Origin of the sequence: Luteimonas endophytica (assembly GCF_029887875.1) — a bacterium.
In the GTDB taxonomy this organism is placed as follows: domain Bacteria; phylum Pseudomonadota; class Gammaproteobacteria; order Xanthomonadales; family Xanthomonadaceae; genus Luteimonas; species Luteimonas endophytica.
The window spans coordinates 173391-186921 of record NZ_JARXRM010000046.1; the positions used below are offsets into that span (position 1 = coordinate 173391).

At 64.3% G+C, this 13531-nt stretch carries 15 protein-coding genes; 10 read left to right on the top strand and 5 right to left on the bottom strand.

Annotated features, from left to right (window positions below):
- Positions 1–7: 7 nt before the first annotated feature.
- Positions 8–364 carry a hypothetical protein gene (locus QFW77_RS18380; protein ID WP_280576317.1) on the bottom strand — a complete coding sequence of 119 codons (357 nt, stop codon included), beginning with the start codon at positions 362–364 and terminating at the stop codon, positions 8–10.
- 206 nt (positions 365–570) lie between these two features.
- On the bottom strand, positions 571–2049 hold the full coding sequence (locus QFW77_RS18385; RefSeq protein ID WP_280576319.1) for a Do family serine endopeptidase: 1479 nt from the start codon (positions 2047–2049) through the stop codon (positions 571–573).
- A 448-nt stretch (positions 2050–2497) separates the two neighbouring features.
- Between QFW77_RS18385 and QFW77_RS18390 the strand changes: the two genes are divergently transcribed.
- The 4 genes from QFW77_RS18390 (at position 2498) to QFW77_RS18405 (ending at position 7736) form a co-directional block, all read left to right on the top strand.
- Positions 2498–4648: an adenosylcobalamin-dependent ribonucleoside-diphosphate reductase gene (locus QFW77_RS18390; protein WP_280576320.1), complete on the top strand. Its 2151-nt coding sequence runs from the start codon at positions 2498–2500 to the stop codon at positions 4646–4648.
- Between the two features lie 207 nt (positions 4649–4855).
- Complete coding sequence (locus QFW77_RS18395) at positions 4856–5479, top strand: hypothetical protein (RefSeq protein ID WP_280576321.1); 624 nt, start codon at positions 4856–4858, stop codon at positions 5477–5479.
- Positions 5480–5591: 112 nt separating this feature from the next.
- Complete coding sequence (locus QFW77_RS18400; RefSeq protein ID WP_280576322.1) at positions 5592–6386, top strand: TSCPD domain-containing protein; 795 nt, start codon at positions 5592–5594, stop codon at positions 6384–6386.
- A gap of 30 nt (positions 6387–6416) precedes the next feature.
- Positions 6417–7736 (top strand): DnaB-like helicase C-terminal domain-containing protein, encoded by a 1320-nt coding sequence (locus QFW77_RS18405; protein ID WP_280576323.1) that lies wholly within the window; start codon positions 6417–6419, stop codon positions 7734–7736.
- A gap of 30 nt (positions 7737–7766) precedes the next feature.
- Here QFW77_RS18405 and QFW77_RS18410 read toward each other — a convergent pair whose 3' ends face one another.
- The 3 genes from QFW77_RS18410 to QFW77_RS18420 are packed head-to-tail and all read right to left on the bottom strand — an operon-like array spanning position 7767 to position 9730.
- Positions 7767–8267 carry a hypothetical protein gene (locus tag QFW77_RS18410; protein WP_280576324.1) on the bottom strand — a complete coding sequence of 167 codons (501 nt, stop codon included), beginning with the start codon at positions 8265–8267 and terminating at the stop codon, positions 7767–7769.
- Positions 8268–8276: 9 nt separating this feature from the next.
- Positions 8277–8972, bottom strand: coding sequence for a hypothetical protein (locus QFW77_RS18415; protein WP_280576326.1), 696 nt, complete (start codon positions 8970–8972; stop codon positions 8277–8279).
- Complete coding sequence (locus QFW77_RS18420) at positions 8969–9730, bottom strand: TIGR04255 family protein (RefSeq protein WP_280576327.1); 762 nt, start codon at positions 9728–9730, stop codon at positions 8969–8971. Before QFW77_RS18420 ends, QFW77_RS18415 begins: the two co-directional genes overlap by 4 nt.
- A gap of 233 nt (positions 9731–9963) precedes the next feature.
- Here QFW77_RS18420 and QFW77_RS18425 point away from each other — a divergent pair, with 233 nt between their 5' ends.
- From QFW77_RS18425 to QFW77_RS18450, 6 genes are all read left to right on the top strand, one after another.
- Positions 9964–10260 carry a hypothetical protein gene (locus tag QFW77_RS18425; protein ID WP_280576328.1) on the top strand — a complete coding sequence of 99 codons (297 nt, stop codon included), beginning with the start codon at positions 9964–9966 and terminating at the stop codon, positions 10258–10260.
- Between the two features lie 119 nt (positions 10261–10379).
- On the top strand, positions 10380–11087 hold the full coding sequence (locus QFW77_RS18430; RefSeq protein WP_280576329.1) for a hypothetical protein: 708 nt from the start codon (positions 10380–10382) through the stop codon (positions 11085–11087).
- 289 nt (positions 11088–11376) lie between these two features.
- Positions 11377–12147, top strand: a complete 771-nt coding sequence (locus QFW77_RS18435; RefSeq protein WP_280576330.1) for an XAC0095 family protein — start codon at positions 11377–11379, stop codon at positions 12145–12147.
- A 196-nt stretch (positions 12148–12343) separates the two neighbouring features.
- On the top strand, positions 12344–12667 hold the full coding sequence (locus tag QFW77_RS18440) for a helix-turn-helix domain-containing protein (RefSeq protein ID WP_280576331.1): 324 nt from the start codon (positions 12344–12346) through the stop codon (positions 12665–12667).
- A 2-nt stretch (positions 12668–12669) separates the two neighbouring features.
- Complete coding sequence (locus tag QFW77_RS18445) at positions 12670–13005, top strand: hypothetical protein (RefSeq protein ID WP_280576332.1); 336 nt, start codon at positions 12670–12672, stop codon at positions 13003–13005.
- Positions 12971–13495 carry a type II toxin-antitoxin system HipA family toxin gene (locus tag QFW77_RS18450; protein ID WP_280576333.1) on the top strand — a complete coding sequence of 175 codons (525 nt, stop codon included), beginning with the start codon at positions 12971–12973 and terminating at the stop codon, positions 13493–13495. The genes QFW77_RS18445 and QFW77_RS18450 overlap by 35 nt, the downstream gene beginning before the upstream one ends.
- Positions 13496–13531 lie beyond the last annotated feature (36 nt).

Here is a 13531-nt window from a genome sequence, read left to right on the forward strand (position 1 = left end):
CGCCGGCTTACTTGCTGCGGGCGAGCTTGGCGATGATCCAGCCGGCGGCGAAGGCCACGCCGAACGAGGCCAGCGGGCGCTCGCGGATCAGGTCGGCGGCGCTGTCGACCAGGTCGCGGCCCTTGTCCAGCACCAGGTCCATCTGCTCGCGGCCGGCCTCGCCCAGGCCTTCCAGCGCGGACAGGCCGGACAGCGCGCTGTCGGCCAGGTCGGCCTTCACGTTGGCCTTGCCCAGGCGCAGCTCGTCGCCGGCCACGTCGGCGGCGCCCTTGATCGCGTCGCCGGCATCGTGCGCGGCCTGCTTCAGGCGGCTGCCGGCTTCGCCGAGGCTGTTCTTCACGTTGTCGGTGGAGGTGGGGCTCATCGCGGTGTCTCCTGCTGTGTTGTCGGGGGTCGGGCCGGCGGCGTGCCCGCGTGGGCGTGGCGCCGGTGTCGCGTGCTGGTGCTCAACTCGTCCTGCTCATTCGTTGGGTCAAACGCGTGGTACTGAACTGGGGATGGATCGGTCGTGCGTGGCGCAAGGATGGCGCGTGCCGGGTGATGATCCGGTGCCCGGCCCCGGCCAGCCGCCTAGCGCAGCTGCACCTGGCCCTGGCTGCGGCCGCGCTGCACCAGCAGCACCACCTCGTCGGGGGCGTTGGACAGCACCGCGCGGAACCCGGCCAGGTCGTGGAACTGGCCGCCGGTGGCGGCCAGGATCACGTCGCCGGCGCGCAGCCCGTTGCGCGCCGCGCGGCTGCCCGGCTCCACCGCCTCCACCAGCACGCCGCTGACGCGGTTGCTGGCGCGGCGCAGCGCCTCGGGCAGGTCCGCCAGGGTGGCGCCGGCCAGGCGCGCGTCGTAGCTGGCGCCGTCGTGCGGCACCTCGCGCAGCCGCGCGGTGATCTCCAGCGGGCGGCCGTCGCGCAGCAGCTGCAGCGTCACCGGCGTGTCGATGGCCTGCAGGCCCTGGATGTTGCGCAGGCTCTCGCTGTTGTCCACGCGCTGGCCGTTGGCGCCCACGATCACGTCGCCGGTCTGCAGCCCCGCCTCGGCCGCGGCCGAGCCCGGGTGCACCCGGGTCACCACCGCGCCGCGCGGCGCTTCCAGGCCCAGGCCCTCGGCCAGGCGCGCGTCCACGGTCTGGGTGTCCACCCCCAGGGTGCCGCGGCGCACCTCGCCGGTGGCGATCAGCTGGCGCATCACGCTGCCGGCCAGGTTGGAGGGAATGGCGAAGCCCAGGCCGATGTTGCCGGCCTCGCTGCCGCGCGGGTTGAAGCTGGCGGTGTTGATGCCGACCAGCTCGCCGCGCAGGTTGACCAGCGCGCCGCCGGAGTTGCCCGGGTTGATGCTGGCGTCGGTCTGGATGAAGTTCTGGAAGCCCACCCCGGGGATGTTGCTGCGGCCCACCGCCGAGACGATGCCGGAGGTGACCGTTTGCCCCACGCCGAACGGGTTGCCCACCGCCACCACGAAATCGCCGACGCTGAGCATGCTGCTGTCGGCCAGCGGCACCTCGGTCAGGCCGTCGGCCTGCACCCGCATCAGCGCCACGTCGGTCTCGGCATCGGAGCCGAGGAACTCGGCCTCCAGGGTGCGCCCGTCGGCGAGCGTGACGGTGACCTCGTCGGCGTCCTGGATCACGTGGTGGTTGGTGAGCACGTAGCCGCGCGCGGCGTCCACGATCACCCCCGAGCCCAGCGACTGGGCGATGCGCTCCTGGCTCAGCTCCGGGAACATGCGGCGGAAGAACGGGTCGTTGCCGAACGGGCTGACCCGCACCACCCGCTTGTTGTTCACGCTGACCACCGCCGGGGTGACCCGCTGCAGCATCGGCGCCAGCGAGGGCATCGGCTGGCCGTCCACAGCCATCGGCAGCGCGGCGCCGCCGACCAGGCCGGGCGGCACCTCGCGGGCGCCGGCGGGCGTGGCGGCGGGGGTGTTGAAGACCGGGGCGGGGGCGTCCTGGGCCTGGGCGGGTGCGCGCAGGCCGTCGCCGATGGCGACCGCGGCAAGGCCGCCGAACGCGGCCGCAGCGACGAGGGCGAGGAGGGTGGGCAGGGGACGCATGGAGGGCTGGTTATCCCGTAGTGACGGTGGCTGAGACGTGAAATGCGGCACGCGCCGACCCCTTCAAGGGCGGCCGCGGAACGCGCCGGCGACCCGCCTATCCTGCCTGAACGGGGCTCAACGGCGGCGAAACCGCCGATCGGGCGTTTGGGCCCGAAGTGGAGTTGACTTCCGCCACCACCGGGCGTAGCTTGAGCCCCCGTTCGCCACTACATCTTGGGGTTGTCGGCATGTACGTGGCCCAAGTGATGGGGATTCGCTTGGAAAGGTCCAGTGGCCATGGGGGTGGCGCCGGATGCGGACGGGCGTGACCGACACCACGAAAATCCGGGTTTTGCGCGGGGCGTAACGCACGCCGCCGCCGCTTTGCCGTCGCCGCCCCGCGCCGGTACCGACAATAACGACAGGGCGGGCACGACCCGCCGCAAACGCAGGAGAGACAAGCAGCATGAGCACGGTTCGTCTGGAGGCGGTGAAGCAGGACCCGGCAACGGAGATTCCGATGCAGCCGGCGTCCGCCGACATCTGGGACAAGAAGTACCGCCTCAAGACCAAGCAGGGCGAAGCGGTCGACGCCGACATCGACGGCACCTACCAGCGCGTGGCCCACGCCCTGGCCGATGCCGAGCCCAACCCGGAGAAGCGCAAGTACTGGTTCGACCGCTTCCTGTGGGCGCTGCGCCGCGGGGCCATCCCCGCCGGCCGCATCACCTCCAATGCCGGCGCGCTCGAGCACAAGCCGGCCACCAGCACCATCAACTGCACCGTCTCCGGCACCATCGGCGACTCGATGGACGGCATCCTGGAGAAGGTGCACGAGGCCGGGCTGACCCTGAAGGCCGGCTGCGGCATCGGCTACGAGTTCAGCACCCTGCGCCCCAAGGGCGCGTTCGTGGCCGGCGCCGGCGCGTACACCTCCGGGCCGATGTCGTTCATGGATATCTACGACAAGATGTGCTTCACCGTGTCCTCCGCCGGCGGCCGCCGCGGCGCGCAGATGGGCACCTTCGACATCAGCCACCCCGACGCCAAGGACTTCATCCGCGCCAAGCGCGAGGACGGCCGGCTGCGCCAGTTCAACCTCAGCCTGCTGATCACCGACGGCTTCATGGAGGCGGTGGAGAACGACGCCGACTGGCCGCTGGTGTTCCCGATCAGCGACAAGGAGGCCGGCGACGTGGACCTGGCCGATGCCGACAAGGTGATCTGGAAGGAGTGGCCGCAGCATGCGGGCTACATCGTCCGCGACGACGGCCTGGTGGCCTGCCGGGTGTACGGCAAGATCCGCGCCCACCACCTGTGGGACATGATCATGGTCTCGACGTACGACTACGCCGAGCCCGGCTTCATCCTGATCGACCGCGTCAACGAGATGAACAACAACTGGTGGTGCGAGAACATCCGCGCCACCAACCCCTGCGGCGAGCAGCCGTTGCCGCCCTACGGCGCCTGCCTGCTGGGCTCGGTGAACCTGACCAAGTTCGTGCGCAACCCCTTCACCGACCAGGCCAGCTTCGACTGGGAGGAATACAAGGAAGTGGTGCGCGTGTTCACCCGCATGCTGGACAACGTGGTGGAGATCAACGGCCTGCCCCTGCAGCAGCAGCGCGACGAGATCATGCGCAAGCGCCGCCACGGCATGGGCTTCCTGGGCCTGGGCAGCACCGCCACCATGCTGAAGATGAAGTACGGCTCCAAGGAGAGCTGCGCGTTCACCGAGCGGGTGGCCCGCGAGATGGCCGTGGCCGGCTGGGAGATGGGCCTGGCGCTGGCGCAGGAGAAGGGCCCGGCGCCGATCATGGAGGAGCGCTTCACCGTGACCGCCGAGATGCTGCGCAAGCGCCCGGAGATGGCCGCCGACGGCTGGAAGGCGGGCCAGGAGATCCCCGGCAAGGTGCTGCACGCCAAGTACTCGCGCTACATGCAGCAGGTGGCCACGGTGGCCCCCGAGCTGGTGGACGCGCTGGCCGAGACCGGCAGCCGCTTCACCCACCACAGCTCGATCGCCCCCACCGGCACCATTTCCCTCAGCCTGGCCAACAACGCCAGCAACGGCATCGAGCCCTCGTTCGCCCACCACTACAGCCGCAACGTGATCCGCGAGGGCAAGAAGAGCAAGGAGAAGGTGGACGTGTTCTCCTTCGAACTCCTGGCCTACCGGCACCTGGTGAACCCCAAGGCCATGCCCTACGCGGACCAGCCCGAGGCGCAGCTGCCGGACTACTTCATCTCCGCCGACGACATCAGCCCCAAGGAACACGTGGACGTGCAGGCCGCGGCGCAGAAATGGGTGGACAGCTCCATCTCCAAGACCGCCAACGTGCCCACCGACTACCCGTACGAAGACTTCAAGAGCATCTACACCTACGCCTACCACCAGGGCCTGAAGGGCTGCACCACCTTCCGCTTCAACCCGGCCGCCTTCCAGGGCGTGCTGGTCAAGGAGAAGGACCTGGAGAACACCACCTACCGCTTCGAGCTGGAGGACGGCGAAGTGGTGGAGGTGAAGGGCAACGAGCAGATCGAATACGACGGCGAGGTGCACAGCGCCGCCAACCTGTTCGACGCCCTGAAGGAAGGCTATTACGGCAAGTTCTGACCCTGGCTCCCCGCTCCCGCGCAGCGGGTGCGGGGCCGGGGCGGGGACGGCCACGCAGCCCCCGCCCGCGGCGAACCCCGTCTCCCGCGCCCGGCAGCGGGGGTGGGAACCAGAGCCCCCGCCACGCCCCTTGCATACACCGCCCAAACTTCGCGCTACATTCCGCTTCACGGGCAACAGTGCCCGGAACACGACGAGGAAAACCCGATGAGCAACGGTAACGGAGTGACGGCGACCATCGCCGGTGCGGCCGAGGCTGTGGCCGAGAAGGCGCAGGAGGTCGGCAGCACGGTGGCCGAGCGCGTGAGCAAGGCGGTGGCCAGCGCGCGCAAGACCGCGAAGAAGGCCGGCAAGACCGTCAGCAAGCGCGTGAGCAAGGCCAAGAAGAGCCTCACCAAGGCCAAGGCCAGCGCCGCCGCCGAAGGCGCCGCGCTGAAGAAGCAGGGCGCCGGCAAGAAGGCCGCCGCCACCAAGGCCGGCAAGAAGGCCACCCGCAAGGCGGCCGGCAAGAAGGCCGCGGCCACCCGCGCCAAGAAGGCCGCCAAGCGCTCGGCCGCCGGCAAGAAGGCCGCCGCCACCCGCGCCGCCGGCGCGCGCAAGGCCACCGCCAAGAAGACCGCCAAGAAGACGGCGAAGAAGGCCGCCAGCAAGAAGACCGCGGCGCGCAAGACCACCGCCAGGAAGGCGCCGGCGAAGAAGGCCTCGGCCAAGAAGACCGCCGCCCGCAAGGCGCCCGCCAAGAAGGCCGCCGCCCGCAAGGCCCCGGCCAGGAAGGCGGCGGCGAAGAAGGCCGCCCCGCGCAAGGCCGCCAAGAAGTCCGCAAGCAAGTAACCGCGCCAAAGCCCCTCTCCCGCCCGCGGGGGAGGGGTTGGGCCGGGGGCCCGCACACCAACCCCGCCCGCCATCCCCGTCACCGCCCCACCGCAACCGCAAGAGATCAGCAATGGCCGTCAGGATCGACAAGAAAATCAAGGGCTACGCCGTCGTCACCCCCGAAGACAAGGTGAAGGACGTGCCCACCGCCTCCGTGAGCCGCGAAGCCGCCGAAGCGGAACTGGCCGCCGGCGCCGAGGACAACGTCATCCAGATGCACGAGCGCATCGAGCGCCCGGAAGTGCTGATCGGCAGCACCTACAAGATCAAGTCCCCGCTGGTGGAGCACGCCATGTACGTGACCATCAACGACATCGTGCTCAACGCCGGCACCGAGCACGAGCAGCGCCGCCCGTTCGAGATCTTCATCAACTCCAAGTCGATGGAGCACTTCCAGTGGATCGTGGCGCTCACCCGCATCATGAGCGCCGTGTTCCGCAAGGGCGGCGACGTCACCTTCCTGGTGGAGGAGATGAAGGCCGTGTTCGACCCGCGCGGCGGTTACTTCAAGGCCGGCGGCGTGTACATGCCCAGCCTGGTGGCCGAGCTGGGCAACATCGTCGAGGACCACCTGAAGTCCATCGGCATGATGCACGACCCCGAGATGAGCGACACCACCCGCGCCCTCATCGCCGAGAAGCGCCGCCAGTTCGAAGCCCAGTCAAAAAAAAACGCTGAAATAAGCGACCGGGCCGCCGCCGCGCCCGAACCCGCCGACGACCACCCCGAGGACATCGCCGTGACCGGCGAGGGCGCCTCGTTCCCGCCGTCCGCCACCATGTGCCACAAGTGCAGCACCAAGGCCGTGGTGCTGATGGATGGGTGTGCGACTTGTTTGAATTGTGGGTATTCGAAGTGTGGGTGATAGATTTACATGAGTGCTAGAAGAGTTCTCGTGAGCTACTCTCACAAGGATGAGCAGCATCGCGCCGCCCTTGAAGCCGCACTTTCCACTGCAGTAAGACTCGGTGAACTTGAAATTTGGTCTGACCACCGAGTTCTGCCAGGCGAGGAGCTTGACGAAGTGATCATGTCGCAGCTGAAGACTGCGGACGTAGTGTTGCTATTGATCTCTCCAGACTTCATTGCTTCCGATTACTGCTACACAAAGGAGCTTCGGGTAGCGCTAGAGAGACACCAGAATAGGCGGGCAGCAGTAGTTCCAATTGTAGTAAGACCTACAGATTGGAGCGGAACCCCATTCGCAAAACTCCTTATGCTGCCAATTGATGCCAAAGCCGTGACGGCTTGGTCTGATCCGGATGAAGCATGGCTCAGCGTAGCAAAAGGAATAAGGCGCCTCCTTCGTGATCCTTTCCAAGGGCAGAGTGAGCGCAACGTCTTTAGCTCAAAAGCGTTGAACCAGCGACTAGCTGATTCTTTTGACAGTTTGGCAACGAGGTTTTCCGAGTCAAAGTATCTTGGCGACGTGCCGTTTGGCATACCTGCCTTGGATAATCTTACAAACGGACTTGAGAAAGACGAGATGACATTGCTAGCAAGTAGGCCCGAGCACGGACAGGTAGAACTCGCGCTCGCTGTCGTCTCTTTTCAGGCTTCCATGAAGGACAAGAAAAAGAAATCAATTATACTGAGCCAGCGCTTGAGTGCCACTCAGTATGCGAATCGTCTGCTTTGCAGCTTAGGGGTAATATCTCGAGCCCGCTTTAGTCGCGGACAGCTGGAAGAAGAAGATTGGAGTCGAGTGACTTCTGCGGTAAGAATACTTAAAGATGCAGACGTTACGATTGACGATGATCCGGTGCGATCAGCGCAAGATCTAATGAACACTTTGGATAGGCTTCGGGGAACCGGCGCAGAGATCTTAGTGATTGATGGAATTGAATACACGGACAAGGGCGGTCAGGAGCGTGAGATTTCTCTAGCTTTGTCCGATTTTGCTAAACAGGAGAAAGTTGCGGTACTGATCACCTTGGCTTTGGGGTCTAATTTAGATCTGGGTGCCAATCGGCGCCCTTCCTTGCTTGATATTGGATCCTGGCGTGATCTCGCGGACGTCGCAGGCAAAGTAATTTTATGTCATCGTGAGTACGAAAATTCTTTGGCGAATTTGAAAGAGGGCATGGGATTATCACGTGAGGTTGAGGTCAGTTTAGTTAAAAGTCATGAGGGCGCAAAAGGCAAAGTTGCTCTGAAACTCGACGAAGAAAGTGGCGCTATTTACGACCCGGAAATGTCACATACCGGCGAATAATCAAGTAGCTGCTTTTGATAATGCTTCGTCTCAGATAGAACGGATGGGCGACTGGTCGCATGGCGGTGGTAGCTCATCAATCGTCCACAGCTGCGCTTCGGGGGCTGGGTCCGGATGATACTTGGCAGCATCTCGTAGAGCGGCGCGAATTGCCGCGAGAGTGTCGGCAATGCTGCCATCAGCAGGCTCGTGGTTCGGCACTGCATAGGGCATGAGGATGTCTGCATGCCCGAGAAATTGTTCTCGACTATCGACGAGTTCCACGTTGGCAGCTAGACACTCTGACGCGATTAGGGCTGCCAGTCCTTTGTATCGTGCTTCTGCGCAGTTTCCTATTGAGCGGATCTTGGTCTTCAGCTCTCGCCCATCAGGTATTGTGTAACGCCAACGAATGACCGACAGATCACGACGCCCCGGCGGAGGCCGGAATGCTGATGGAGTTAGCCTGCTCTCGCTCTTGTTCAGGTGATACGGACTTCGAACAACCCTAACGATCAGCTCGTTCTCATCTATTTCGACCGGATAGGGCACGCCCGTCCCTCAAACTGAAATTTTCGCACCAATTAGGATGTCGTCGCTCCACTCAGACGAAAAATGAATATCCTGCCGCATTGATCTCATTGAATCGCTTTCGCAGATAAAACATTCCATAGCCTGCGATAAGCGGTCGGCTTGACGCTGCATGGCTACAGCCGATACAACGCTATCCATGAGAGCCATCAGCTCTTCATGGTCACCGCCCGTCCCGCTTAGTTCGCCCCCTTGGGGGCCGGGGATTTTGCTAAAGCGGAATCGTGTCTTACCGATCTCGAGTTCACACGTGTCGCCAAGAACCTCGAAGAAGATGGAAATCGTACCGTTTGGATTTGGAGAAGTTTCAATCTCAGGCAGGCTCCCCAGGAGCGCAGCTACGCGAGAACTCGTCTCAAGTGCCTCTGCGCTCGGTGCCAGGGCTCCTTCCCCGTCCCAGTTCTCTCTAAGCTTGGCAAAGTCTCGCATGCGCGAAAGTAACGCGTTTTCTTTAGCTCGACGAGTCGAAGTGGGCGATTGGCGCCACGTGACGAGGTCAGATGCTCGCCTAAGGGGGAAGTACGCAGTTGCAGCTTCTGAAAAATGGTCGATTGAAAGGGTCTCGAAGGCCGCACTAGGTATGCGGCTGGGGTTGGCTGCAACGATGCTGGAGCCCTTGAAGAAAGAATGCCCTGTTAGGGTTGGTAACCACGGTGTCGGATTCACGACGAAGGATCTCCTGGAAATCGCTCAATTAGTTCCAAAAATGCGTCGTGCAGTAGCGCCTGGAGCACATCCAGCTTCTCTAAAATCGATTCGACAGTTTCGGCTCGCAAGCTAGAGCTGGCTGTGGTGTTGAGGATCACAGCATCCGCTTGGTCTTTCTTGCCCGCGCCCGCTTCGAGTGCGAAGATCGCATCTTCAGCGCAATAAGACTCGGTAGAAAAACGAAGGGTTCTCGGTTCCCGATCAGTGGCCATACATTTTGGCATCGAATAATTCAGGCCCAATAGGTCCTGAAGAAAGACTGACGGCGTGCGACCAAGTAGCGACTCCCCAGAGAAGGCGTCTACATACTTGAGCGACGCTCGAACGCGTCTGCCTTTCGTCAAGACGCCGACGGCAAATGCTGCTTCCAGCCCACTTACGACATGGGGCCGGAATGATGTCCAGCTGTCATAGGGCGGGAGTGCGTTCGCTGTAAACACGTCAGCCCCCAGCTGATAGAGTGTGGGCTCTTCGGCGTTGGGTCTTCTATAGCGGTAGATCACCGCGCCGTGAGGTACAGGGAAGCCAGGAGGAACGAGGCGCTCTAAGTTTGTATAGCCTTGGTGGCCTACTGCGATGCCGAAAGAGACGAACTTTGCGTCATCCGGCATCGTGAATTGAACTCCTACACCCTTGCTGGGTGCGCCATCATCTTCCAGACGCACTTCCGCAATGATTTCGACGAGCGGTGGATGGACCAGGAGTGGGTGCGTCATATGAGATCAGCGCTCAGGCGGAGTGAGGCGCACTTACGGAGGGATGCTGCCCAGCACGTCGGTTGGAGCACCAGTTGTAACGGAAAGTTCAATGGAAAACCACGTATCGGCGGCGTCCCTGTGAACGTTCGTTCCACACTGCTGCTAGTGTCACTACGCCTTGGATAGACATAACTTATTGATTTATAAGTGCACGTGTCTTCAAGGATTGGCTGTGACGACCTCTGAAAAAGTTGTGTCAGAGCCTGGAGGTGGCGGGCGTGGAGCGGATCCTCGGCGGGCGCTGGCTGGTCACGGTGAACCGCCACCGCTGGCGCCACGGCCATGCCCGCGCGCCGCGGCTGGAGCTGGCCATGGCCTGGGCCGAGCGCTGGGTGTGCCGGCACGCGGACAGGCTGCAGACGGTCGAGCGCGAGAAGGGCCCGTCCCCGCCGTCGCTGAGCCCGGACGAGAAGCGGGCGGAAGGGCGGGCGCCGGCAGCGAAACAGGGGTCAGAGTCGACTTTCTCCGCCCAAGTCATGGAGAGCTGAGTGGTCAGATTCGCTTCTGTCGCGCTAGGTCGGCTCTAATTGGGTTCTTTTGACCAAGGCCGGTTGATGTGCCATGGGCGAGACAGCGGTCGACGAGTGACGAAACGGAGGTCGGGAGAATGAAGATGACTCGTACATGGATGGGGCTGGCCTTGTTGTTCGGAGGGCTCGGCTACTCGTCGCTCTGCGCAGCCGCCGAGCCGCAGCCGGTTGAGACGTTCGTCTTCGTGGGAGAGCGGATCGCCTTGGAGGAGGCGCCGGATCCGTGCGACGAGGAATTTCAGGAGACGGGCGAGCTCACCTGCATCAACATGGATGCGCTCTACACGGCGAGGTACCGGGTGCTGGACCGGATCGTCGGCTCGTACCCGAGTGACGTCATCGAGTTCAGTGTCTCCGACCACTACGGTTTTCCACGGTTCGCGCGCTTCCGCCATGCCCTGCTGTTCGTGGCGCTCGCCGATGACGATGCGTGGTTGCACAAGTACCAGGCGATTCCGGTCCACCGCACGGTCGGCAGGCAATGGGCTGCGTGTGGCGACATCCGCCGCGATCCCGAAGGAGCGCCCTCGCCGCAACTGAGACCGCTCAGGTTCGAACGGGAGATCGCGCTCGAATCCGATCTGTCCGACGCTATGCTCGCCGGCTATCGCGCCGGCCAGCAGCCACACTGGCGTATCGAAAATGGCAAGGTCTGGTGCTCGCAGGGGATGCTGCTGGAGGACGTCTATGAGGTCGTCCGGAACGGCGTGATGCGGGCGCGCGAGGTCACGTTGCCGGCCTGGCCTGAGCCCCTCACGCCGGAGCCTTGTTCACGCTCCGAATAGCAGATTCCCAGGCATTTTTGATCGCTTGACACGTCGCGAAGCAAGTAGCAGACTCGATCCCAAGGAGCCTAGAAACTCCTCTACAAGCGGTTCCCACCTCCGTCAAATCGGTGGGTTTTTTTTGCCCGTGTTGCTGCGGGCACGACCGACGCGATGCCTGCGTCGGGAGGGCGGCTAATACAACACCCTTCGGGGAAATACGCCCGCCGACTTGTAGCGGTTTCTAGCCTCCCGACTTCCCGTCGCCGCCTTGCGGTGGACGGGCACTTCATGGAAGGAGGAGGCAACGATGTCGAACCGTGAACCCAACGACCCGGGCATGACGGGCTATTTCCTGCCGGAAGAAAGCCATTTCCGGCTCAAGAAGCTGCATGAGCACATGGTGTTCCTGTCGCAGCTGGCGCAGCCGCGTACGGACGACGAGGAATCGACCGGATGGGGCCCGCAGATCAGCGGGGGTGAACTGGCCGTCTGCCTGGAGCAGCTGGCCGACCAGGCCGAACGCGTGCTGGGCGAGGCGACCTGGCCGGCCAAGCAGGTAGCCAACCGCAAGTCATTGCAGGCAGGCGACGAGGCCGAGGTGCCAAAAGACCCGCCAGTGGCCGTCGAAGCGGCAGACGCCGAAGCAGCTGACGCCGAGGCAGAGGACGCCGGGGCAGAGGACGAAGCGGCGGACGAGGAGGCCGCCGAGGCGAACGCCGAAGACCGCCTCGTCTTCGGCATGACCATGGACCAGCTGGACACGCTCAACCGCCTGCACGACCGGCTCCACGCCTACGGCGACCTGCTCTTCGGCGTCGAGCGCATCGACCTGGCCGACGGCACGCTGACGATGCTGGGCGATGCGATCTTCGAAGAGGCCGAGGCCGCAAGCGATCTCATGGACAAGGTGGCGTCGCAGTACCTTCCCGACCGGCCCGGGCCGCGCAACCGCGTACGCGAAGAGCGGGCCGTCTACAGCGTGCCCACCGGGCGGGGCCCCGCGTTCGATGCGGCCATGCCGCTGCTGCCCCCGCCCGCGGATGCGGGCTGGCGCCCACAGGCGGCCACCCGCCACTGAGGGGCAGGCGCGGTGCCGGGCTCGGCAACGATGCCCGGCACCGCGGTCCGTGCGATCCGTATGCGTTGGTGCAGCTGCAGTGGGAGCTGGGCAGGAACGCCGCCTGCGCAAAAGCTCGCCACTTGACCGTGCGGTCTCTTGAGCGTACAAGGCTCATAAATAAGCCGTTATACCTATAACGGATCAAATATGAGCCATGCGTCGGAAAGAAGCTGACTTCGCCACACCTGGGGCCATCAACGCCGCAGCCCATCTCGGTGCCCTGGTCCGCCAGGCCCGCTTAGCACGGTCGTGGACGCAGCAAGGCTTGGCCGAGCGAGCGCGCATCAGTTTGGCTACGCTCAAGCGCATGGAGAGTGGCGCAGTCGAGGTTTCGCTGGGCGGCTGGTTGGCGGTGTTCGAGAGCCTGGGCTTGTTGCCCCTGTTCAGCATGCTGCGGGACCCCGCCTCCGCCGCCTTGCTGGACACCACCAGGGCCAAGCGCGCGCGCTCCGGCAAGCGCGACGACCTGGACTTCTGAGCATGGTCGAACGCACCGTCTTCATCCACCTGCCCGGCGAGACGGAGGCTGTCCCGGCCGGGCGCCTGACGATGATCGAGCAGGGGCTGCAAGTGCAGGCCTCGACCTTTGCCTATGGCCGCCGTTACGTGGCGCGCGCCAATGCCTTGCCGGTCGATCCGATCGCGTTGGCGCTGGTGCCTGGGCGAAATGGCGAGGAGCGCGTGCCCGCTGGCGGGCTGGCCATGTTCGGTGCGTTGCGTGATGCGACACCCGACGCCTGGGGACGCCGCGTCATCGAAAACCGGCTGCGGGCGCCGCCACATGGTCAGCGCGCTCACGCTGCTGGCGTTGCATGAACAGGATTCGCCGGATTCCAGCTATGCGGCGATCTCGGATGCGATGGGCCTGCACGGAGTGAGCGGCCAGATCGCGTCCGGCCGCAAGGAGCTGTTTGCGCGGATGGTATTCAACATCCTTGTGTCCAACGACGACGATCATCTGCGCAACCATGCCTTCCTCTTCGATGCGGAAGGCGGCGGCTGGAGGTTGAGCCCGCTGTACGACGTGGTTCCCAAGCCGCAGGTGGCGCAGGAGCGCATGCTGCACCTGTCGATCGGGCCGCAGGGCCGGCTGGCACGGCTGGACAATGCATTGGCCGGCGCAGGGCGGTTCGGTCTTCTGCCGCCGGATGCGGCACGGATCATCGATCGCGTCGTGCGTGCCGTGCGCAACTGGCGCGACATCTTCGAGGGCTTGGGCGTGCCGGTGCGGGAAAGCGATCGGGTGGCCAGCGCCTTCCGGCGCGCGGCCGATATCGGCATGCGAGACGTGGATCGGCAACTCTGATGGGTGCCGACTCCGGGGAACCCGCCGATCCTCCCT

Excerpts from the sequence above, each read along its gene's own strand:
- QFW77_RS18390 (WP_280576320.1), top strand. The coding sequence starts at position 2,498 with ATGAGCACGGTTCGTCTGGAGGCGGTGAAGCAGGACCCGGCAACGGAG.
- QFW77_RS18445 (WP_280576332.1), top strand. The coding sequence starts at position 12,670 with ATGGTCGAACGCACCGTCTTCATCCACCTGCCCGGCGAGACGGAGGCT.
- QFW77_RS18395 (WP_280576321.1), top strand. The coding sequence starts at position 4,856 with ATGAGCAACGGTAACGGAGTGACGGCGACCATCGCCGGTGCGGCCGAG.
- QFW77_RS18400 (WP_280576322.1), top strand. The coding sequence starts at position 5,592 with ATGGCCGTCAGGATCGACAAGAAAATCAAGGGCTACGCCGTCGTCACC.
- QFW77_RS18385 (WP_280576319.1), bottom strand. The coding sequence starts at position 2,049 with ATGCGTCCCCTGCCCACCCTCCTCGCCCTCGTCGCTGCGGCCGCGTTC.
- QFW77_RS18440 (WP_280576331.1), top strand. The coding sequence starts at position 12,344 with ATGCGTCGGAAAGAAGCTGACTTCGCCACACCTGGGGCCATCAACGCC.
- QFW77_RS18450 (WP_280576333.1), top strand. The coding sequence starts at position 12,971 with ATGGTCAGCGCGCTCACGCTGCTGGCGTTGCATGAACAGGATTCGCCG.
- QFW77_RS18420 (WP_280576327.1), bottom strand. The coding sequence starts at position 9,730 with ATGACGCACCCACTCCTGGTCCATCCACCGCTCGTCGAAATCATTGCG.
- QFW77_RS18435 (WP_280576330.1), top strand. The coding sequence starts at position 11,377 with ATGTCGAACCGTGAACCCAACGACCCGGGCATGACGGGCTATTTCCTG.
- QFW77_RS18380 (WP_280576317.1), bottom strand. The coding sequence starts at position 364 with ATGAGCCCCACCTCCACCGACAACGTGAAGAACAGCCTCGGCGAAGCC.
- QFW77_RS18430 (WP_280576329.1), top strand. The coding sequence starts at position 10,380 with ATGAAGATGACTCGTACATGGATGGGGCTGGCCTTGTTGTTCGGAGGG.